The organism is Allohahella marinimesophila, from assembly GCF_039538005.1.
Classification (GTDB): Bacteria; Pseudomonadota; Gammaproteobacteria; order Pseudomonadales; family Oleiphilaceae; genus Allohahella; species Allohahella marinimesophila.
Map to the genome: position 1 here is coordinate 608,632 of NZ_BAABBO010000001.1, position 15,831 is coordinate 624,462.

At 56.8% G+C, this 15,831-nt stretch carries 12 protein-coding genes; 3 read left to right on the forward strand and 9 right to left on the reverse strand.

Annotation, left to right across the window (positions count from 1 at the left end):
• Positions 1 to 2: 2 nt before the first annotated feature.
• Positions 3 to 1,868 (reverse strand): TonB family protein, encoded by a 1,866-nt coding sequence (locus tag ABD735_RS02700; RefSeq protein WP_344803024.1) that lies wholly within the window; start codon positions 1,866 to 1,868, stop codon positions 3 to 5.
• Positions 1,869 to 2,129: 261 nt separating this feature from the next.
• Here ABD735_RS02700 and ABD735_RS02705 point away from each other — a divergent pair, with 261 nt between their 5' ends.
• Together ABD735_RS02705 and ABD735_RS02710 are read left to right on the forward strand one after the other, a co-directional pair.
• A complete protein-coding gene (locus tag ABD735_RS02705; RefSeq protein ID WP_344803026.1) occupies positions 2,130 to 4,070 on the forward strand; it encodes a DUF1631 family protein in 1,941 nt (646 codons plus the stop codon).
• A gap of 38 nt (positions 4,071 to 4,108) precedes the next feature.
• Positions 4,109 to 4,519 carry a PilZ domain-containing protein gene (locus ABD735_RS02710; protein ID WP_344803028.1) on the forward strand — a complete coding sequence of 137 codons (411 nt, stop codon included), beginning with the start codon at positions 4,109 to 4,111 and terminating at the stop codon, positions 4,517 to 4,519.
• Positions 4,520 to 4,529: 10 nt separating this feature from the next.
• On the opposite strand, the gene ABD735_RS02715 is transcribed toward ABD735_RS02710, so the two are convergent.
• The 8 genes from ABD735_RS02715 to gloB form a co-directional block, all read right to left on the reverse strand.
• On the reverse strand, positions 4,530 to 5,690 hold the full coding sequence (locus tag ABD735_RS02715) for an alpha/beta fold hydrolase (RefSeq protein ID WP_344803030.1): 1,161 nt from the start codon (positions 5,688 to 5,690) through the stop codon (positions 4,530 to 4,532).
• A gap of 115 nt (positions 5,691 to 5,805) precedes the next feature.
• Complete coding sequence (locus ABD735_RS02720) at positions 5,806 to 6,621, reverse strand: enoyl-ACP reductase FabI (RefSeq protein ID WP_344803032.1); 816 nt, start codon at positions 6,619 to 6,621, stop codon at positions 5,806 to 5,808.
• 53 nt (positions 6,622 to 6,674) lie between these two features.
• Positions 6,675 to 8,291, reverse strand: coding sequence for an ABC transporter ATP-binding protein (locus ABD735_RS02725; protein WP_344803034.1), 1,617 nt, complete (start codon positions 8,289 to 8,291; stop codon positions 6,675 to 6,677).
• Positions 8,288 to 9,331: an ABC transporter permease gene (locus tag ABD735_RS02730; protein ID WP_344803036.1), complete on the reverse strand. Its 1,044-nt coding sequence runs from the start codon at positions 9,329 to 9,331 to the stop codon at positions 8,288 to 8,290. The genes ABD735_RS02725 and ABD735_RS02730 overlap by 4 nt, the downstream gene beginning before the upstream one ends.
• 10 nt (positions 9,332 to 9,341) lie before the next feature.
• A complete protein-coding gene (locus ABD735_RS02735; RefSeq protein ID WP_344803038.1) occupies positions 9,342 to 10,436 on the reverse strand; it encodes a microcin C ABC transporter permease YejB in 1,095 nt (364 codons plus the stop codon).
• A 43-nt stretch (positions 10,437 to 10,479) separates the two neighbouring features.
• Positions 10,480 to 12,351: an extracellular solute-binding protein gene (locus tag ABD735_RS02740; RefSeq protein ID WP_344803040.1), complete on the reverse strand. Its 1,872-nt coding sequence runs from the start codon at positions 12,349 to 12,351 to the stop codon at positions 10,480 to 10,482.
• Between the two features lie 37 nt (positions 12,352 to 12,388).
• Complete coding sequence (locus tag ABD735_RS02745; RefSeq protein ID WP_344803042.1) at positions 12,389 to 13,999, reverse strand: LysM peptidoglycan-binding domain-containing protein; 1,611 nt, start codon at positions 13,997 to 13,999, stop codon at positions 12,389 to 12,391.
• Positions 13,999 to 14,934 (reverse strand): hydroxyacylglutathione hydrolase, encoded by a 936-nt coding sequence (gloB, locus tag ABD735_RS02750; RefSeq protein WP_344803044.1) that lies wholly within the window; start codon positions 14,932 to 14,934, stop codon positions 13,999 to 14,001. Before gloB ends, ABD735_RS02745 begins: the two co-directional genes overlap by 1 nt.
• Before the next feature lie 98 nt (positions 14,935 to 15,032).
• Between gloB and ABD735_RS02755 the strand changes: the two genes are divergently transcribed.
• Entirely contained in the window at positions 15,033 to 15,827 is a 795-nt protein-coding gene (locus ABD735_RS02755) for a class I SAM-dependent methyltransferase (RefSeq protein ID WP_344803046.1), read from the forward strand.
• Positions 15,828 to 15,831 lie beyond the last annotated feature (4 nt).

The window sequence follows — 15,831 nt, forward strand, 5'->3', positions numbered from 1 at the left end:
GGTCAGCGTCCAAAGTTGTAGCTGAATTTAACGTCGATAGTGTCGATGCCCAACTCTGGCGGAATAACCGGGAAGGGCGTTGCCCGCTCTACCGCTGACTGCATTTCCTTGTTCAGCAGGTTGTGACGCGTCTCCTTCAACAGCTTGGTATTCACGATCGAACCATCAGCGGCCACGATAATTTCAATTTCCGCTTCACCTTCCTGCCGCAGGTTTTTTGCCCAGAGCGGGTACTCGATGGTGGCAAGAATCTTGGTGCGCACAAGGTCGGCATATTCAGCGACCTTGCCCGCCCGATCAGGACCACTGACAGACTGCTGCTTCACCAGGGTCAGCTCTGGCGGCATGACAGGTTGAGGTGGGAGTTGGGCAACTGTGCCAGAGCTGCTGTCTGGCTGACGGGTACTTTTCAGATCGAATGAATAGGCAATGGGTACGGTGACCGAGTTTCTTCCCGACGCCCCGTAAGGACCGGCCTGATTGACCGTGGAAATGACTTCCTGCACCAGAAGGTTGTGCTGCGCACCTTCCACAACTTCAGTGCCTATGACGTTACCTGCCTTATCGAGCGTCGCCAGAATTCTGATATTGCCTTCACGGCCAAATTCTCGAGCCCATTCGGGATACTTGATATTCGACAACACCGTACGCTGAACCTGCCAGATGTACATCGCCTGGTCGTAATCTTTTTGCAGGCCTGCCAACTTCTCCTGCTGCAGGCGCTGGGCTTCTGCTTCAGCGCGTGCCTGCGCTGCGGCTTCCTCTCGGGCGCGTTCAGCCGCCGCTTCTGCCTGAGCAGCGGCCTCCTGACGCGCCCGCTCTGCATCTGCAGCGACTCGTCGAGCCCCTTCAGCATCAGTTCGATCTGAAGCTTCGCGGGTTTCTGCTTCAGCAGTGGTACGTTCCTGCTGCTTCAGGCGTTTCAATACCCGCTCTTCATCCTGTTTTTTAACTCGCTTGCTCTGCTCCAGCGCCTGAGCCGCTGCAAGCTGGGCCTTGCGCTCGGCTGCGCTCGCAACCGCTGCTGCTGCAGCTGCGGCCTTCTCCGCAGCTAACTTGGCAGTAGCCGCAGCCTCTGCGCGCTGCTTTGCAGCCAGCTCGTCTTCACGGCGTTTCTTCTCGGCAGCCTGTTGTTCAGCAGCCAGCCGCTCACGTTCGGCCTGGCGCTCGGCTTCAGCACGGGCTTTTTTCGCAGCACTCTCGCTTTCCTTTTGCTGCCACTGTGTCACCAGCGCTGCGCGTTTTGGATCTGTGCGAAATTCTGCAAAGTCCTGCACCAGCGCTGCGTTGTCTGTGGCTGTAGCCTGTGAACCGGCCAGCATGGCTGCCTTGAAGTCCCGAGAAGGCGCAGAGGGCCCTACCCAGACATTCACGATGTAGTTGAAGAGCGCCTTGTTTGGCGTGGTCAGCACGGTTTCGCTATTCAGTTCGATTCTGGTGCCACGACCGGGCAGATAGGCCACTTCGATAGTGTCACCCACTTCAAGAGGTTCTTTGGCCAGACTGAAAAACTTCAGCAGCGCATCGATATCTGGCGACTGACCTGAAAGCTCATTGTTGATAGATACATCCCGTGTCCAGATCTGTGAAAAACCGATGCTGGTCCAGTTGCCACTCACTATTTTCATGACGGCGACTGCGCGGCCATCCCCATCCACCAAATCGCTGCCAGAGCTCACTGGGGTGTCCGTATACAGGGCGACAATATAATACGGTTTGCCAAGCTGCTCGTACGTGGCGATGCCGTTCAGCTGCAAACCTTCAAGGCTTGCGGCTCTGGCCTGCATTGACAACATGAGCGTAAAGCCAGCGATAAGCAGGCTCAGAGTCTGCAGAAACTGTGAAAGTGAGAAGACGCGTACGCGCATAAATGCATCGATCCTTAAACTGGTACTGATATGAGATTACACCATAATCAGTAAAGCGGCCTTCCGAACTACAAATGAGCACACATCGAAACGAACTGTGATACTCCCCGTAAATCAAATGGGTGCGGGAGACAACGAGATTTTCTCGCAAGTAGGCAGATCCGTACCCAGTATGGAAAGGCTGACATTCGAAAGCAACTACAGCGAAAGCAGCTAGACTGTATCCAATGAACAGTGCCCACCGACCATGAACAGACCACAGTGAATTTACCGCAAGCCCCTGGGCCAGACACGCCTGGCCAAATCAGCACGTCGGCCGAAGAAGGACAGCAGGGTCAGTCCCTGAAAGAGTTGGCGGCGAATCTCAGTGAAGCGCTCATGCGTGCAGAATTCAGCGAAACCCGCGATCTGCTGGCGATCCCCAATGAACTCATGCGAGCGCCGGTGCCGGACGCGCGCACCGCAGGCACCGAGGTGGATCAGACTTCCCGTCACGAATTGGCCCGCTCGCTCGCTGAAGCCAGCTTACGCGCTGAAGGCAGTCTCACCAATCTGTGTGAAGACTGGATAGAGCGGCACGACTATTTCGACCGCCTGCTGGCGAACAGTCTCGTGTTCATCGAACGCATCTGTACCCAGTGGTCAGGGCAGAGCGGGCTCGAAGATGCCGTGCGTACGGCCCTGCTCAAACGCCGCTTCGTATTTGCAGCACTACTCATCGACCAACCGGAGTTCATACTCGACCCGTCCCACCCGGTAGCACAGCTGCTCAACTTCGTAGAGCAGTTATTTGCCGGCTGGGAATCGGCGCAGGGTCCGGCACCCGGTTTCGTCTCCCGGGCCTTTGATACTTTGCAGAATCTGCTCGACGACGATCACGTGCTGCAGCACGAGCAGCAGGTCCGCACGCTCGAGCAGGTGCGAACTGAATGGCAGCGGGAACAGAAGCGTCGGCAGATCCTGGAACAGCGACTGACAGACTCTGAACTTGGCCAGGATCTGAGTATGCAGGCCGAGTCGCTTGTCGCCCAGCGGCTCAATGCCGTGGCATCGCATTTCCAGTTACCAGTGCAGGTCATCGAATTTCTGCAGGGGGTATGGCAGGACTCCATGCTGCTCGCCTGTCGTCAACATGGTCCAGAGAGTAAGCAGTACCGAGACATGCATGTACTCTGCGACCGGATGGTCTTCGCCTTTCGTGAAATCGAGTCCGAACTGCAGCGGCAGAAACTGTTCGGCTTTGCTGCAGCCTTATCGACGGAGGTCGGTCAACGACTTGGCAGCCTCGATAATGATGCAGGACGCAAGAGCAGCGTTCTGGCGACCTTTGATGCAGCGCTTCAGGACATACTTCGGGGCAAGGAACTCGAGCGCCAGCCCTGGCCGGTGCTCGCCGCAGCTCAGCGCGGTCGAGCCGCCGAATCTGCAGTTAATGGCGCTGCTTCAGGGAACGATGACGTGGCGGTGGACGCGGCGAAACTCATGCAAAAGCTGGGGCCCAGTTGGTTCAGGCGAGGCGACAGGTTGTGCAAGGCGCTCATTTATCTCCCCTGGCAACAGGCCATTCTCTGGAGCGACTTTGCTGGCCGCAAGGTGCTGACGGAGCCGCTTGCCGAAGTGCTGGCGGAAGCCGAGAAGGGCATTCTCACTGCAGAAGCGGGCGCTGTTCCACTGTATGCCGTAGCCAGACGCGTCGGCCTGCGAACCGTTCAGGCCTATCTGGATCAGAAGGTACAGGCGTCGGAACGATTCGCTGCTGAAAAGGTTCAGCGCGAAACTGCGCGCGAGAAGGCGCAGGCTGAAGCGGCAGCCATACTGCTGGCTCGGGAAAACGCGCAGGCGAGGGCTGACGAGGAAAAAGCCGAAGCTGCCAGGCAGATGCAGCAGGCCGAACTCGATTCCGAAGCGAAGGCTGAGCTTCAGCTTCTGCAGGCTGCCCGTGAGCAGATCGATGCCATTCATCTGGGCGGTAGTGTGCAGATCAGGAAGAACGGGGAAATGGTCAACGGGAAACTTGCCGTACGCCTCAATGCGACTGGCAAACTGATATTCGTGAACGATCTCGGGCTGAAGCTCGAGGAAATACTGCGGGATGACGCCGTGCAGAGACTGCTCGACGGTGACATAATCATACGCGATGCAGGTCAGGCTTTCGAAGCCCGGCTGGCCAGAGCTGTCGGTCGCATCGGCGTCCGCAACTAGCGGCAGGCAACTGCTGCAGTCCAACACTGGAGACTGAAATGTCGTTTTCCGAAGGCCCTCTGCAGGATAATCAGCGCAGCGAACCAAGACTGCCGCATTACGAAACGGTGTATGTCGAAATCATCGGCAATTGTGCGATGGAAAGCGAGCAGATCGAACCTGAGGTAGCTGCTTCTGAAACCATTGACGTGTCAGCCAACGGACTGCAGGTCAGGTTTCCAAAGCCGCTTCAGGTTGGCACCATCCTGCAGCTCTGCATCGTCCGCGAACGAACCGGCGACAAGTTTGAGCTTGCATCGGAGGTAAAGTGGCAACGTCGTCTGCCAGGCACTGCGGGGTGGCTTGTGGGATTCAGACTGTTCGAATCCGATGATACGTCAATAGTTGACTGGAAACTTGCCGTGGCCGCCATGCTCGGACAGGAGCACGACGACCACGTTACTGGCTGAGGATCCGAGCTTACTCCAGATCCCTCTCCATCCGTTTGACGTCTTCTTCAGACAGTTCCTGAAATTCATTGCTGTCATTGATGAGCGATTCGAGATCTTCGCTACTGGTATTATTGATCGAACGAAAGGTGTCTTCCTCCGCGTCACCTGCGCCAGGCGCATCGGCCAGGAAAGTGATGGCATCGGATACGGTCTGGAAGGGTATTTCTTCCATAGGCATATGACCAACCTCGGGATAGGTGATCAGCTTGACGTTGCGCAGATCAGCCATCCAGCGCTCTGACTGGCTTAGTGGCGTCCACTCATCCTCTTCGCCCCACATCAGCAATGTAGGTGCCTTGACGCCGCTGAAGCTCATGTCGGTGCCATCTGCCTTGTCTTCACCGAGCATCTGCAGTGTTTTCACATAGAGCGGCTTCGCACCTTCGCGCTGCGCCATGTGAACGTAGCGATACAGGTTTTCCTCAGTGAGCTTCGACGGATCGCCATAGTTTTTCTTTACGTTCCTTGTAATCATGAAGGGCGGTTGGAAAACCTTCATGATGGAGCCAACGACGGGCGTTGAAGCCATCTTGAATACCAGGGGGCGTTCTCCCTGCGAATAACCGGAAGGATCGATCAATATCAGCCGGTCGACCTTTTCAGGATGGTCGACTGCGTAGCGGGCGCTCAGGTAGCCACCGAAGGAAGAGCCTGCCAGCGTGAAATGTTCGGCCTCCATATATTGAATGAAGTTCTGAAACACGCTGTATACGAACTCGACATTGAAGTCATCGATGTTTTCGGGTCCACCCGTCAGTCCATAACCAGGCAGGTCGAGGGTGATGACACGATTACTTTTACGCAGTTCCTCCACCCAGCCATCCCAGGTATGCAGCGAGGAAAAGATGCCGTGGACGAGGATGATAACGGGGCCTTCACCCACATCCCGGTAGTGGATGCGCATGCCACGTATTTGCAGGAACTCGGAGTCCTCATTGATATACTGCTCTTCCAGATCGACTGGCGGAATTCCGCCGAAGCCCATAGCGTTCGATAAGGTCTGGCTGGCTTTCATCGACTCGCAGCCTGTGCTGAGCAGCAAGCCGAACAACAGGCCGAAGGTCGCCAGGGCGCGAGTGGTGACGGACATGGAGCCGCCATGGGTTCTGGGTGCAGTTGGTCTTGTCATTCAGCGTCTTGATAGCCGGCGGCGTTGGTTGATGATCATGAGATGATTGGTCATGAGTGAATGCAGCGAAGCAGGATGCTACCCCGTATGCGCGCCGTAAACAGTGATCTGTGGCTCAGTCTCCCGGCCCAGCCTTGCCTGAGTCGTCTTCTATCGCACCCATGGCGGAAAAACTGAAGCCGCCATCGACGAACATGATTTCGCCGGTCACACCGCTTGCCCAGTCCGAGCAGAGGAAGGTCGCCGCATTGCCGACCTCCTCGATGGTCACATTGCGTCGCATTGGCGTCTGTCGCTCGAACTCGTTCAGCATCTTGCGGAAGTTCTTGATACCTGAGGCCGCCAGCGTTCTGATCGGGCCCGCCGAGATGGCATTGACCCGCATGCCGGATGGTCCAAGGCTTGCGGCAAGATAGCGTACGGAAGCTTCCAGACTGGCTTTGGCAAGGCCCATGACATTGTAATTGGGCATGGTCCGCTGTGAACCGAGATAGGTCAGCGTCAACAATGAGCCTTTCCTCGGCTCGAGCATGGGCCGCGCCGCTCTGGCCAGCGCAATGAAGCTGTAGACGCTGATATCATGGGCGATGCGGAAACCTTCCCGCGTGGTGACGTCTGTGAAGTCGCCATCGAGCTGGTCGCCCGGCGCATAGCCTACGGAATGCACCAGGATATCGAAACTTTCCCAGTGCTTGCCGAGATCCTGAAACAGGGTCTCGATCTGGGCATCGTCAGCCACATCGCAGGGAAAGGTGAGTGTGGAATCGTACTCGGCAGCAAACTTCTCCACCCGGCCCTGTAGCTTGTCATTCTGATAGGTCAGGGCGATTTCGGCGCCTTCCCTGTGAAAGGCATCCGCGATGCCCTTGGCGATGGATAACTTGCTTGCCACGCCCACGATCAGTGCGCGTTTTCCACTCAGCAGTCCCATGATCTACTCCTTGTCTTGTTAGGTCGGTTTCAGGATTCCATGCCCGCGCTTGTCTACTGCGGCTGGCCCAGGGGTGTCTCTCCGAGGAAGGCTGTCTTGATTAATTCGCGAGTGTAGGGCTCAACGGGGTTGCTGAAAAGGGCTTCCGTAGTGTTGTGTTCAACGATCTTTCCCTGTCGCATGACGAAGACCCGATGGCACATGGCCTGAACGACCCGAAGGTCATGACTGATGAACAGAAAGCTCAGGCCAAAGTCTCTTTGCAGCTTCTGTAGCAGCTCGATGATCTGTTGCTGAATGGTGCGATCCAGCGAAGAGGTCGGTTCATCCAGCACCAGCAGCTCAGGTTTCAATATCAGCGCACGCGCGATACAGACACGCTGGCGCTGGCCGCCAGACAGTTCGTGCGGATAGCGGTCGCGCCAGCTCGGATCGAGCTGCACCGCCTCCATGGCTTCGGTGACGGCAACAGCCAGCTCGGCTGGGCTGAGTGACTCATGAATCTCCAGGCCCTCACGAATGATTTCGTCCAGAGTCAGCCGTGGCGACAGGGCGCCGTAGGGATCCTGAAAAATGACCTGTATGCGCTTGCGCAGGGGCTTGAGCGCGGAGCCTTTCAGGTCATCGATGCGCTGGCCATCGAAGACGATCTCGCCCTCGCTGCTTTCGAGGCGAAGCACGGCGCGGCCGAACGACGATTTGCCCGAGCCGCTTTCACCAACCAGCCCGATCGATTCGCCGCGGCGAATGGTGAGTGAGACATCATCCACCGCCTTGACGTAGCTCTTCACCTTGCCGAACAGGCTCTTTTTCAGCGGATACCAGCAGCGAAGGCCGTTGACGTCCAGAATGCTTTTGTCGGACACGATATCAGGGGGCGTACCGTGTGGCTCCGACTGGATCAGCTTTTGAGTATAGGGATGCGCAGGCTGTTCGAACACCTGACGGCATTCTCCCTGCTCCACGACCTCACCACGTTCCATGACCACTACGCGATCAGCGATCTGACGCACGATATGCAGGTCGTGGGTGATAAACAGGACCGCCATTTTCATCTCATCCTGAAGCCGCTGTATCAGCTCGAGAATCTGCGCCTGTACGGTCACATCGAGGGCCGTTGTCGGTTCGTCCGCAATCAGCAGAGATGGCTCATTGACCAGGGCCATGGCAATCATCACACGCTGCCGCTCGCCGCCTGAGAGCTCATGAGGAAAGGCCTGCAGACGCTGCGCAGCATTGCGGATCCCTACCTTGTTGAGCCAGAACAGCGCCAGCTCGAGTGCTTCCCGTTTGCCGAGTCCTCTTTGCAACACGATCTTTTCGGTGAGCTGGCGATGGATCCGATGCAGCGGGTTCAGCGAGGTCAGTGGCTCCTGAAAGATGACGCCGACTTCGCCAGAGCGGATCCGGCGCAGTTCAGCCTCCGAGGCTTTGAGAATCTGGGTGCCCTTGAACTCGATGTCACCTCCCAGCACATGCAGGGGTGGCGAATCGATCAGGCGCAGGATGGTCATCGCAGTGACTGACTTGCCGGAGCCGCTTTCGCCGACGAGGGCCAGTGTCTCGGCGGGCTCGATATCAAAGCTGACCTTGCGGATAACGGCCTCTTGCAGCGGGGTGTGTGGCCCCCGGAAGTCGAGCGTCAGATCACGAATATTCAAGAGGCTCATTTGTAGACCGTCCTGGGATCATAGGCATCACGAACTGCCTCACCGACGAAGATCAGCAGGCCGGTCAGAATCGACAGCGAGCAGAAAGCGGTGATGCCTAACCATGGTGCCTGCAGGTTTGCCTTGCCCTGGGCCAGCAGTTCACCCAGTGAGGGTGATCCTGGTGGCAGACCATAGCCGAGGAAGTCGAGCGAGGTCAGGGCGACGACCGACCCCGATAAGACGAAGGGCACGAACGTCATGGTGGCGACCATGGCATTGGGCAGGATGTGCTTGAACATGATGCGATTGTCGCTCATGCCCATGGCCCTGGCGGCCACGACATAATCGAAGTTCCGACCTCGCAGGAATTCGGCCCGCACCACGCCGACATAACTCATCCAGGAAAACAGCAGCATGAAGCCGATCAGTATCCAGAAGGTGGGCTGGATGACGCTGGCCAGGATGATCAGCATGAACAGGGTAGGCAGGCTCGACCAGATTTCGATGAAGCGCTGGAAGAAGAGGTCCACGCGGCCACCATAGTAGCCCTGCAGCGCGCCCGCCGTCACGCCAATGACGGCGGACGCAATGGTCAGCGAAAAGCCGAAAAGAATGGCTACGCGCGTTCCGTAAAGTACTCTTGCCAGCACGTCACGGCTCTGATCATCCGTGCCCAGCCAGTTTTCCGCGCTAGGCGGGCTGGGCGCCGGGGAGGGCAGATCATAGATGATCGTGTCGTAACTGTAGGGAATCAGTGGCCAGATGATAGAACCCTCGGCTTCTATGATATCTGCCAGATAAGGGTCGGTGTAATCCGCCTCGACATCGAACTCTCCACCGAAATCGGTTTCGGAATAGGTCTGGAATATGGGGAAGTACCACTCATCCTGAAACTCGATGGCCAGTGGCCTGTCGTTGGCAATGAGGTCCGACAGCATCGACACGATGAAGATGAATGCGAAGATATAGAGTGAGTAATAGCCCACCCGATGCGACTTGAAACGCTGCCAGCGCTGCCTGTTCTTGACCGATAATTTTCCAACCACTTTGCTGCTCATGTCTGGCCCCTCAACCCCGCGACTCGAAGTCGATGCGTGGGTCGACCCAAGTATAGGTCAGGTCCGTGATCAGACCGACGATGAGACCGATGAGGGTGAAGATATACAGCGTACTGAAGATGACCGGGTAGTCACGCTGAAGCACCGCCTCGTAGCCCAGCAGGCCAAGACCGTTGAGTGAGAAGATGATTTCGATGAGCAGCGCTCCGGTGAAGAAAATGCCCAGAAATGCGCTTGGAAAGCCTGCGATGATGATCAGCATGGCATTACGAAACACATGCGTGTACAGCACCTTTCGTGGTGTGAGGCCCTTGGCCCGCGCTGTCATGACATATTGCTTGTTGATCTCGTCGAGAAACGAGTTCTTGGTCAGCATGGCGAGCGTCGAAAAGCCCCCGATGACGCTGGCTGTGATGGGCAGCGCCATATGCCAGAAGTAGTCGATGATCTTGTCCGGCCAGGATAGCGAGTCCCAGTTTTCCGACACCATGCCCCGAAGCGGAAACCAGTCGAAATATTGCCCACCAGCAAAAAGAATGATGAGCAGAATGCCGAACAGGAAGCCTGGTATGGCGTAGAAAATCGACAGTACGATGCTGGTCCAGCGGTCGAAAGACTGGCCGTTACGCAGTGCCTTCATGATGCCCAGGGGAATGGAGACCAGGTAGACGATCAGCAGTGTCCACAGCCCGAGCGAGATACTGACTGGCATTGCCGCCAGAATCAGATCCACCACACTGCCGGCCTTGAATAGGCTGTCACCGAAATCAAAGGTGAGGTAGTCGCCCAGCATATCGAAATAACGTTCATGCAGGGGCTTGTCGAATCCGAAGCGCTTCTCGAGGGCGGCAATGATCTCGGGATCGAGACCCCGCGCGCCCTTGTAACCACCCTCGCTGGCGGATTGTGCCACGGCGCCCTGAACATCGGCCTGGTTGGCATTCGTCAGACGGTCCATCATACCGCTGCCCATGCCACGGCTGGCGGCGATGGCCTGCTCCACCGGGCCACCAGGCGCCGCCTGCACGATGAGAAAATTGATGGTGATGATGATCCACAGAGTCGGGATCATCAGCAACAGTCGCTTGAGTATGTAGACGCCCACTCAGCTCATCCTGCTCGTCAAGATCATCAGAACCGCCTGAGGCTTACTTCGCATCCTTCGACCACCAGAGGCTTTCGCCAAGATCATATTCCGGGCGTGTCTCAGGTCGGTCGAACTTGTCCCAGTAGGCAATTCTGAATGCACTGATATGCCAGTGCGGAATCAGGAAATAGTTCCACAGGGCTACCCGGTCGAATGCACGGCCCCAGGCGAGCAGGGCGTCGTCATTGGTCAGATTCTCTGTAATGCCCGCGACGAGCTTGTCGATGGCCTCATCCTGAATATTCGCGATGTTCCAGGTGGAATCGACGAACTTCGAGTCGAACAGAATCTTCATATCGGACGAAGGCGTCGGCAAGGCTGGGTATGAGCCTGAGAGCATATCGAAATCGTGGTTTCGCAAACGGTTGATGAACTGACTGGCATCGATGCGTCGCACGTTCAGAGTAATCCCTATCTTCTCCAGATTTGCCTTGTACGGCGCCACGATCCGTTCGGTCTGGGGGTCTCTGGAAATGAACTCGAACTCGAAGGGTTCGCCTTTGTCGTTGATGAGACGGCCATCCTTCAAGGTCCAGCCGGCTTTCTTGAGCAGTGCCAGTGCCGCCCGCATCTGGGTGCGTATATTGCCGTCGCCCTTGGTTTCAGGCAGCTCGAAAGCCTTGTCGAACACCTGTGGTGGAACAAGCGATGTCATCGGCTTGAGAATCGCGAGTTCTTCTTCAGAAGGAAGTCCACTCGAAGCGTAATCAGTATTGGTGAAATACGAACGTGTGCGGGTGTACTGATCGTAGAACAGCGCCTTGTTCATCCATTCGAAATCGAGCAGATAGCTCAAGGCCTCCCTGACCCGGCGGTCCTTGAACAGCGGTCTCTGGGTATTGAAAATGAAGCCTGAAGTCGCCTGAGGCAGCGAGTGTTCGAGGGCTTCGCGCTTGACCTTGCCTTCATCGAGCGCAGGGAAATCATAGGCAGTCGCCCAGTTCTTGGCCTGGGTTTCTTCCCAGAATTCGAACTGACCTGACTTGAAGCCTTCGAAGGCGACGTTGGCGTCCAGGTAGTAATCGTAGCGAACGATATCGAAATTGTTACTGCCTTTATTGACTGGAAGATCCTTGGCCCAGTAATCGTCGAGATGCCGGTACTCGATATACTGGCCCAGCTTGAAGTTGTCGATGGTCATGCCACTACTGCCGATGGCAATCTCCTTGCTGGGCTCGCTGAAATTACGGCTGCCCCAGTAATGTTCGGGCAGAATCTTCAGTGACAGCAGCGACGCCATTTCCTCGCGGTTGGCGCCTTCGAGATGAAAGGTGACTGTCTGTTTGTCCTCGACCTCAATATCCTTGACGAAGCTGTAGTACTTCTTGAACTGCGGTACACCTTCCTCAGCGAACTTCTCGAAGGAGAATTTGACTGATTCTGCGGTGATCGGCTTGCCGTCCTGAAAGGTGGCTTTCGGATTGATGTGGAAACGCAGGAAGCTGTAATCGGACGGGTAACTGATTTTTTCTGCGATCAGAGGATAATAAACATCCAGTTCATCCAGCGAGCCCTTCATCAGCGGGTCGTACAGGCCGTCTGAAGCCGTGGCAGGCGTACCGCGCTGCGCGTAGCGATGCAGGTTGTCGAAGGTGCCTACGGCAGAACGTCGCAGACTGCCACCCTTGGGCGCATCCGGGTTGGCGTATTCGAAATGTCCGAAGCCTTCCTGGTATTTCGGCTCGCCGCGGAGGGCGAAGCTGCTGGTCGTGGTGACGGCAGCCTTGCCAGCCTCTGCCGGGGCTTCAGCTTTGGCAGGTGCCTGTTCAGCCTCCTGAGCCAGAGAGGAAGCCGCGGGGGAAAAGAGCATGACGACTACGGGGAGGGTGAGTAAGCAGCGTCTCAGGAATGAATCGGTTGATTCATGAGCCATATTCAAAAACCCCTTTCATATCATTGTTATGCGGCCCTCAACGCGAGAGCTGGGTAACGTCCACAAACACCGTGAGCCGTTGCCCAGGACGCAGGATGCTACCTGGTCTGATTGAGTTCCAGCGTAACAGGTCGTCCATGGAAACATTGTAATGTCCGGCGATCTTGGAAATTGAGTCGCCATCGCGAACGGTATAGCCAAATTTACGCACAGTATTCTGCGGATTCACACCGTTCAGTGCAATGCTGCCCGGACGCTTGGTGATCTCGGCCGGGACCCACAACGTGAGGCTGGCACCGGATCGCAATGGATCGCCTGGCGCCATACTGTTCCACTTGGCTAATTGTCCGACACTGACATCATAAGTGTTGGCCAGATCCCAGAGCGTATCACCAGCCTCTACCTTATGCACGATCTTGCTACTGCCGGCGCGCGGATTCACGTTCGCAATCGCCTGCTGCACCCGGTTGTTGACGTTGAGCGTGTAATGCTCGTCGCGTTTCGATGCCGTGGGAATCAATAGCGCCTGGCCGATCTTCAGATTGTCGCCTTCGATCTGGTTGACATCCCTGACGACGGCACGGGTGGTCTTGAAACGCTGAGCAATATGACCAAGTGTATCGCCACTCTTGACGAGGTAACGATGCCATTTCAGACGTTGGGATGATGGCAGCAGGGCCAGTTCTGTCCGGAAAGCTGTGGCATGCGTCTTCGGAATGAGCAGACGGTGCGGGCCATCCGGATCAGTGGCCCACTGATTGAATCCGGGATTCATACGGTAAATGTCGTCGATGGACAGGTTGGCGAGCTTCGCTGCCTGCGCCAGGTCGATCTGTGACTTGATTTCAACCACTTCAAAAAAGGGCTCATCCGCGATATAGGGCAGGGTAACGCCGTAAGCGGCAGGATTCGCCACAACGCGAGCGATGGCCATCAGTCGCGGCACATAGAGTTCGGTTTCCCTCGGTAGCTTGAGGTGCCAATAGCCGTAGGGTCGCTTGCGCGCCTTATTGGCATTCACGGCCTTGCGCACATTACCTTCGCCAGCATTGTAGCCAGCCAGCGCATGCAGCCAGTCACCACCGAAAAAACGGTTCAGCGCATTGAGATACTGAAAGGCCGCCTGAGTCGAGGCATAGACGTCGCGGCGTCCGTCGTACCACCAGCTCTGACGCAGTTTGAATCGTTGTCCGGTCATGGGAATGAACTGCCATAGACCAGCAGCACGACCGTGACTATAGGCGAAAGGATCGTAAGCACTTTCGACGATCGGCAGCAGTGCAAATTCCAGTGGTATGTTGCGCTTTTCGGCCTCGGTCACGATGTAGTAGAGATAGGGCTGAGCTCGTCGCAGCGTGATGTCGAGATAGCTCGGATTCCTTTTCAGGAAACGGATCTCGTCGTCGATGCGAGGATGATTCTCGTGCTGATAAAGACTGAGGCCCTGACGAATGCGATTCCAGATGGCGGGTTTCGCAGTCGGCAACTTCACTGCGCCGCCTGGCTCGCCAGGGTCGTTCAGTCGCACTGCACCTGCGTGCGTCACGGACGCTGTCGCATTAAGACCGGTCGCCTCAGCATTTTCCGCATTTGATACGGGCGAGGTGAGCATCGCAAGCGTACACAGCAATACAGCGAGGCTACGCACTAGGCTTTATCCTTTGCTGCGCGCAGCTGGGTGAAGGCTTGCAGACGCTGGTCAGCGGATGGCATACGCTGTCCCTTGCCGCAATTTTCAGCGTTATCGGTGTCGCTGTCTGTAAATCGGGTAAGTTCAGGGTTCATGAAAGGATTGATCCTGTGTTCGATGGCCAGGCTCGACGGCAATGTGGGCTCGCCGGCTTCACGCAGGCGTTCACAGACATCGCGATAGCCAGGAAGAGCCTTGTTGTCTGGCCAGGCCCCGGCTGTGAATGCCAGGTTTGCAAGTGTGTATTCGTGCCCGCAGCAAACCATGGTCGATGCCGGCAGTGAGGCCATGGAATCAAGGGAATTCAGCATCTGTTCTGGTGTCCCCTCGAACAGGCGGCCACAGCCAGCAGAAAAAAGTGTGTCTCCACAGAATAGCAGAGGACGCGCACTTGCCCCATTCGGGGGCACAGCGTCGGCGCCGCAGGCGGCCTTTTCAAGTACGCTGAGCCTGTGAGTATTCGCCAGTTCCAGAGGGGAGTCGGTGAAGAAGGCAACATGATCGAGCGTATGTCCCGGCACCGAGAGGGTCTCGAAGGTGAGGCCGGCAGCCTCGAACTGCTCACCAGCCCCGAGCGGCCGGTTAATGTGGGGTATGCGGTCTGCACGTGCGGACTGCCGACTGCCAAATACCGGACATTCACCCTCAATATGCCAGCACTCGCTGATGAGCTGACCAACGCCGCCAGTGTGGTCGGGATGATGGTGTGTCAACAGGATGCCTGCCAGCTTCAGGCCCCTGGTCTCAAGATAGGCGATCGCAGGCGCAGCCTGACCGGGATCGACTACCCAGGTGAGCGGGGAGTCGATGCGTCTGAAGCACCAGATATAATTGTCGTTGAAGGCAGGCACGGCCTCCAGTTCGATCCGCGCAGGGTGTATCGATCCTGTCAAAATCATCATCCATCAGCTGTGTTTGAAAGACTATACCGCATCTTCTGGCCAATGTAAGATGAAGCATTCGACATTACCAGTTTGAGCGAGGTGTCCGCATGCCGTCGTCAAAGGCCTGGGCAAAATGGTTTGAATCTGCTGCCGGGCAGTCCCTGCTGGCTGCTGAGCGCGCCACTGTGACGGCCTGCGTACAGCGCTTTTTCGGATACCACCAGCTTGAGGTGGTGCTGTCGGATACCGCAGACATTGGTGCCGGCAGCCTGCTTGGTCACCGTATCATCGCCACGGCCCGTCCAAGTGGGCAGCTTGAGAGCGTATTGCCGTGCCAGGCGCATTTGTTGCCGATCGCCAGTGACTCTGTTGACCTCGTGATTCTGCACCATACCCTCGATGTGAGCGCCCATCCGCACCAGGTGCTGCGTGAGGCATCGCGAGTCCTGCGCTCGGGCGGTCATGTCGTGGTGGTGGGCTTCAACCCATATAGTCTGTGGGGCTTCATGCGTCTGATTACCAGACGGCGCAAAGTGCCTTGGGCGGGCCGTTTCCTCAGCGGCTCGCGGCTCGAAGACTGGTGCAGTCTGCTGGACCTGAGTGCGCGGCGAATGGAATACCGTCTCTTTGGAACACTACTGAAAGGGGGGAGTTCAGCCGCAAGGGCTGTAGCCGAAGACCAGCCCGGGCTACTGGAGCGTCTTGCTCGACGGCTCAAATTGCCGCTGGGCGGCTTTTATGTTTGCGTAAGCCAGAAGCAGGTGGGTAGTATGATTCCCCTGAAAACGGCGTGGCGTCCTAAAATTCGTAGCAGTGCGGCCGTGCTCAATATGGCCGCGTATAGAGAGGCTGCTTACGAGGACGCGGCCTACGATGACGAGAATACCGATCACTCGCACTGAGCGT

Bases quoted from the DNA above. Each gene is read 5' to 3' on its own strand.
- ABD735_RS02700 (WP_344803024.1), bottom strand. From the start codon at position 1,868: ATGCGCGTACGCGTCTTCTCACTTTCACAGTTTCTGCAGACTCTGAGC.
- ABD735_RS02710 (WP_344803028.1), top strand. From the start codon at position 4,109: ATGTCGTTTTCCGAAGGCCCTCTGCAGGATAATCAGCGCAGCGAACCA.
- ABD735_RS02715 (WP_344803030.1), bottom strand. From the start codon at position 5,690: ATGACAAGACCAACTGCACCCAGAACCCATGGCGGCTCCATGTCCGTC.
- ABD735_RS02720 (WP_344803032.1), bottom strand. From the start codon at position 6,621: ATGGGACTGCTGAGTGGAAAACGCGCACTGATCGTGGGCGTGGCAAGC.
- ABD735_RS02725 (WP_344803034.1), bottom strand. From the start codon at position 8,291: ATGAGCCTCTTGAATATTCGTGATCTGACGCTCGACTTCCGGGGGCCA.
- ABD735_RS02730 (WP_344803036.1), bottom strand. From the start codon at position 9,331: ATGAGCAGCAAAGTGGTTGGAAAATTATCGGTCAAGAACAGGCAGCGC.
- ABD735_RS02740 (WP_344803040.1), bottom strand. From the start codon at position 12,351: ATGGCTCATGAATCAACCGATTCATTCCTGAGACGCTGCTTACTCACC.
- ABD735_RS02755 (WP_344803046.1), top strand. From the start codon at position 15,033: ATGCCGTCGTCAAAGGCCTGGGCAAAATGGTTTGAATCTGCTGCCGGG.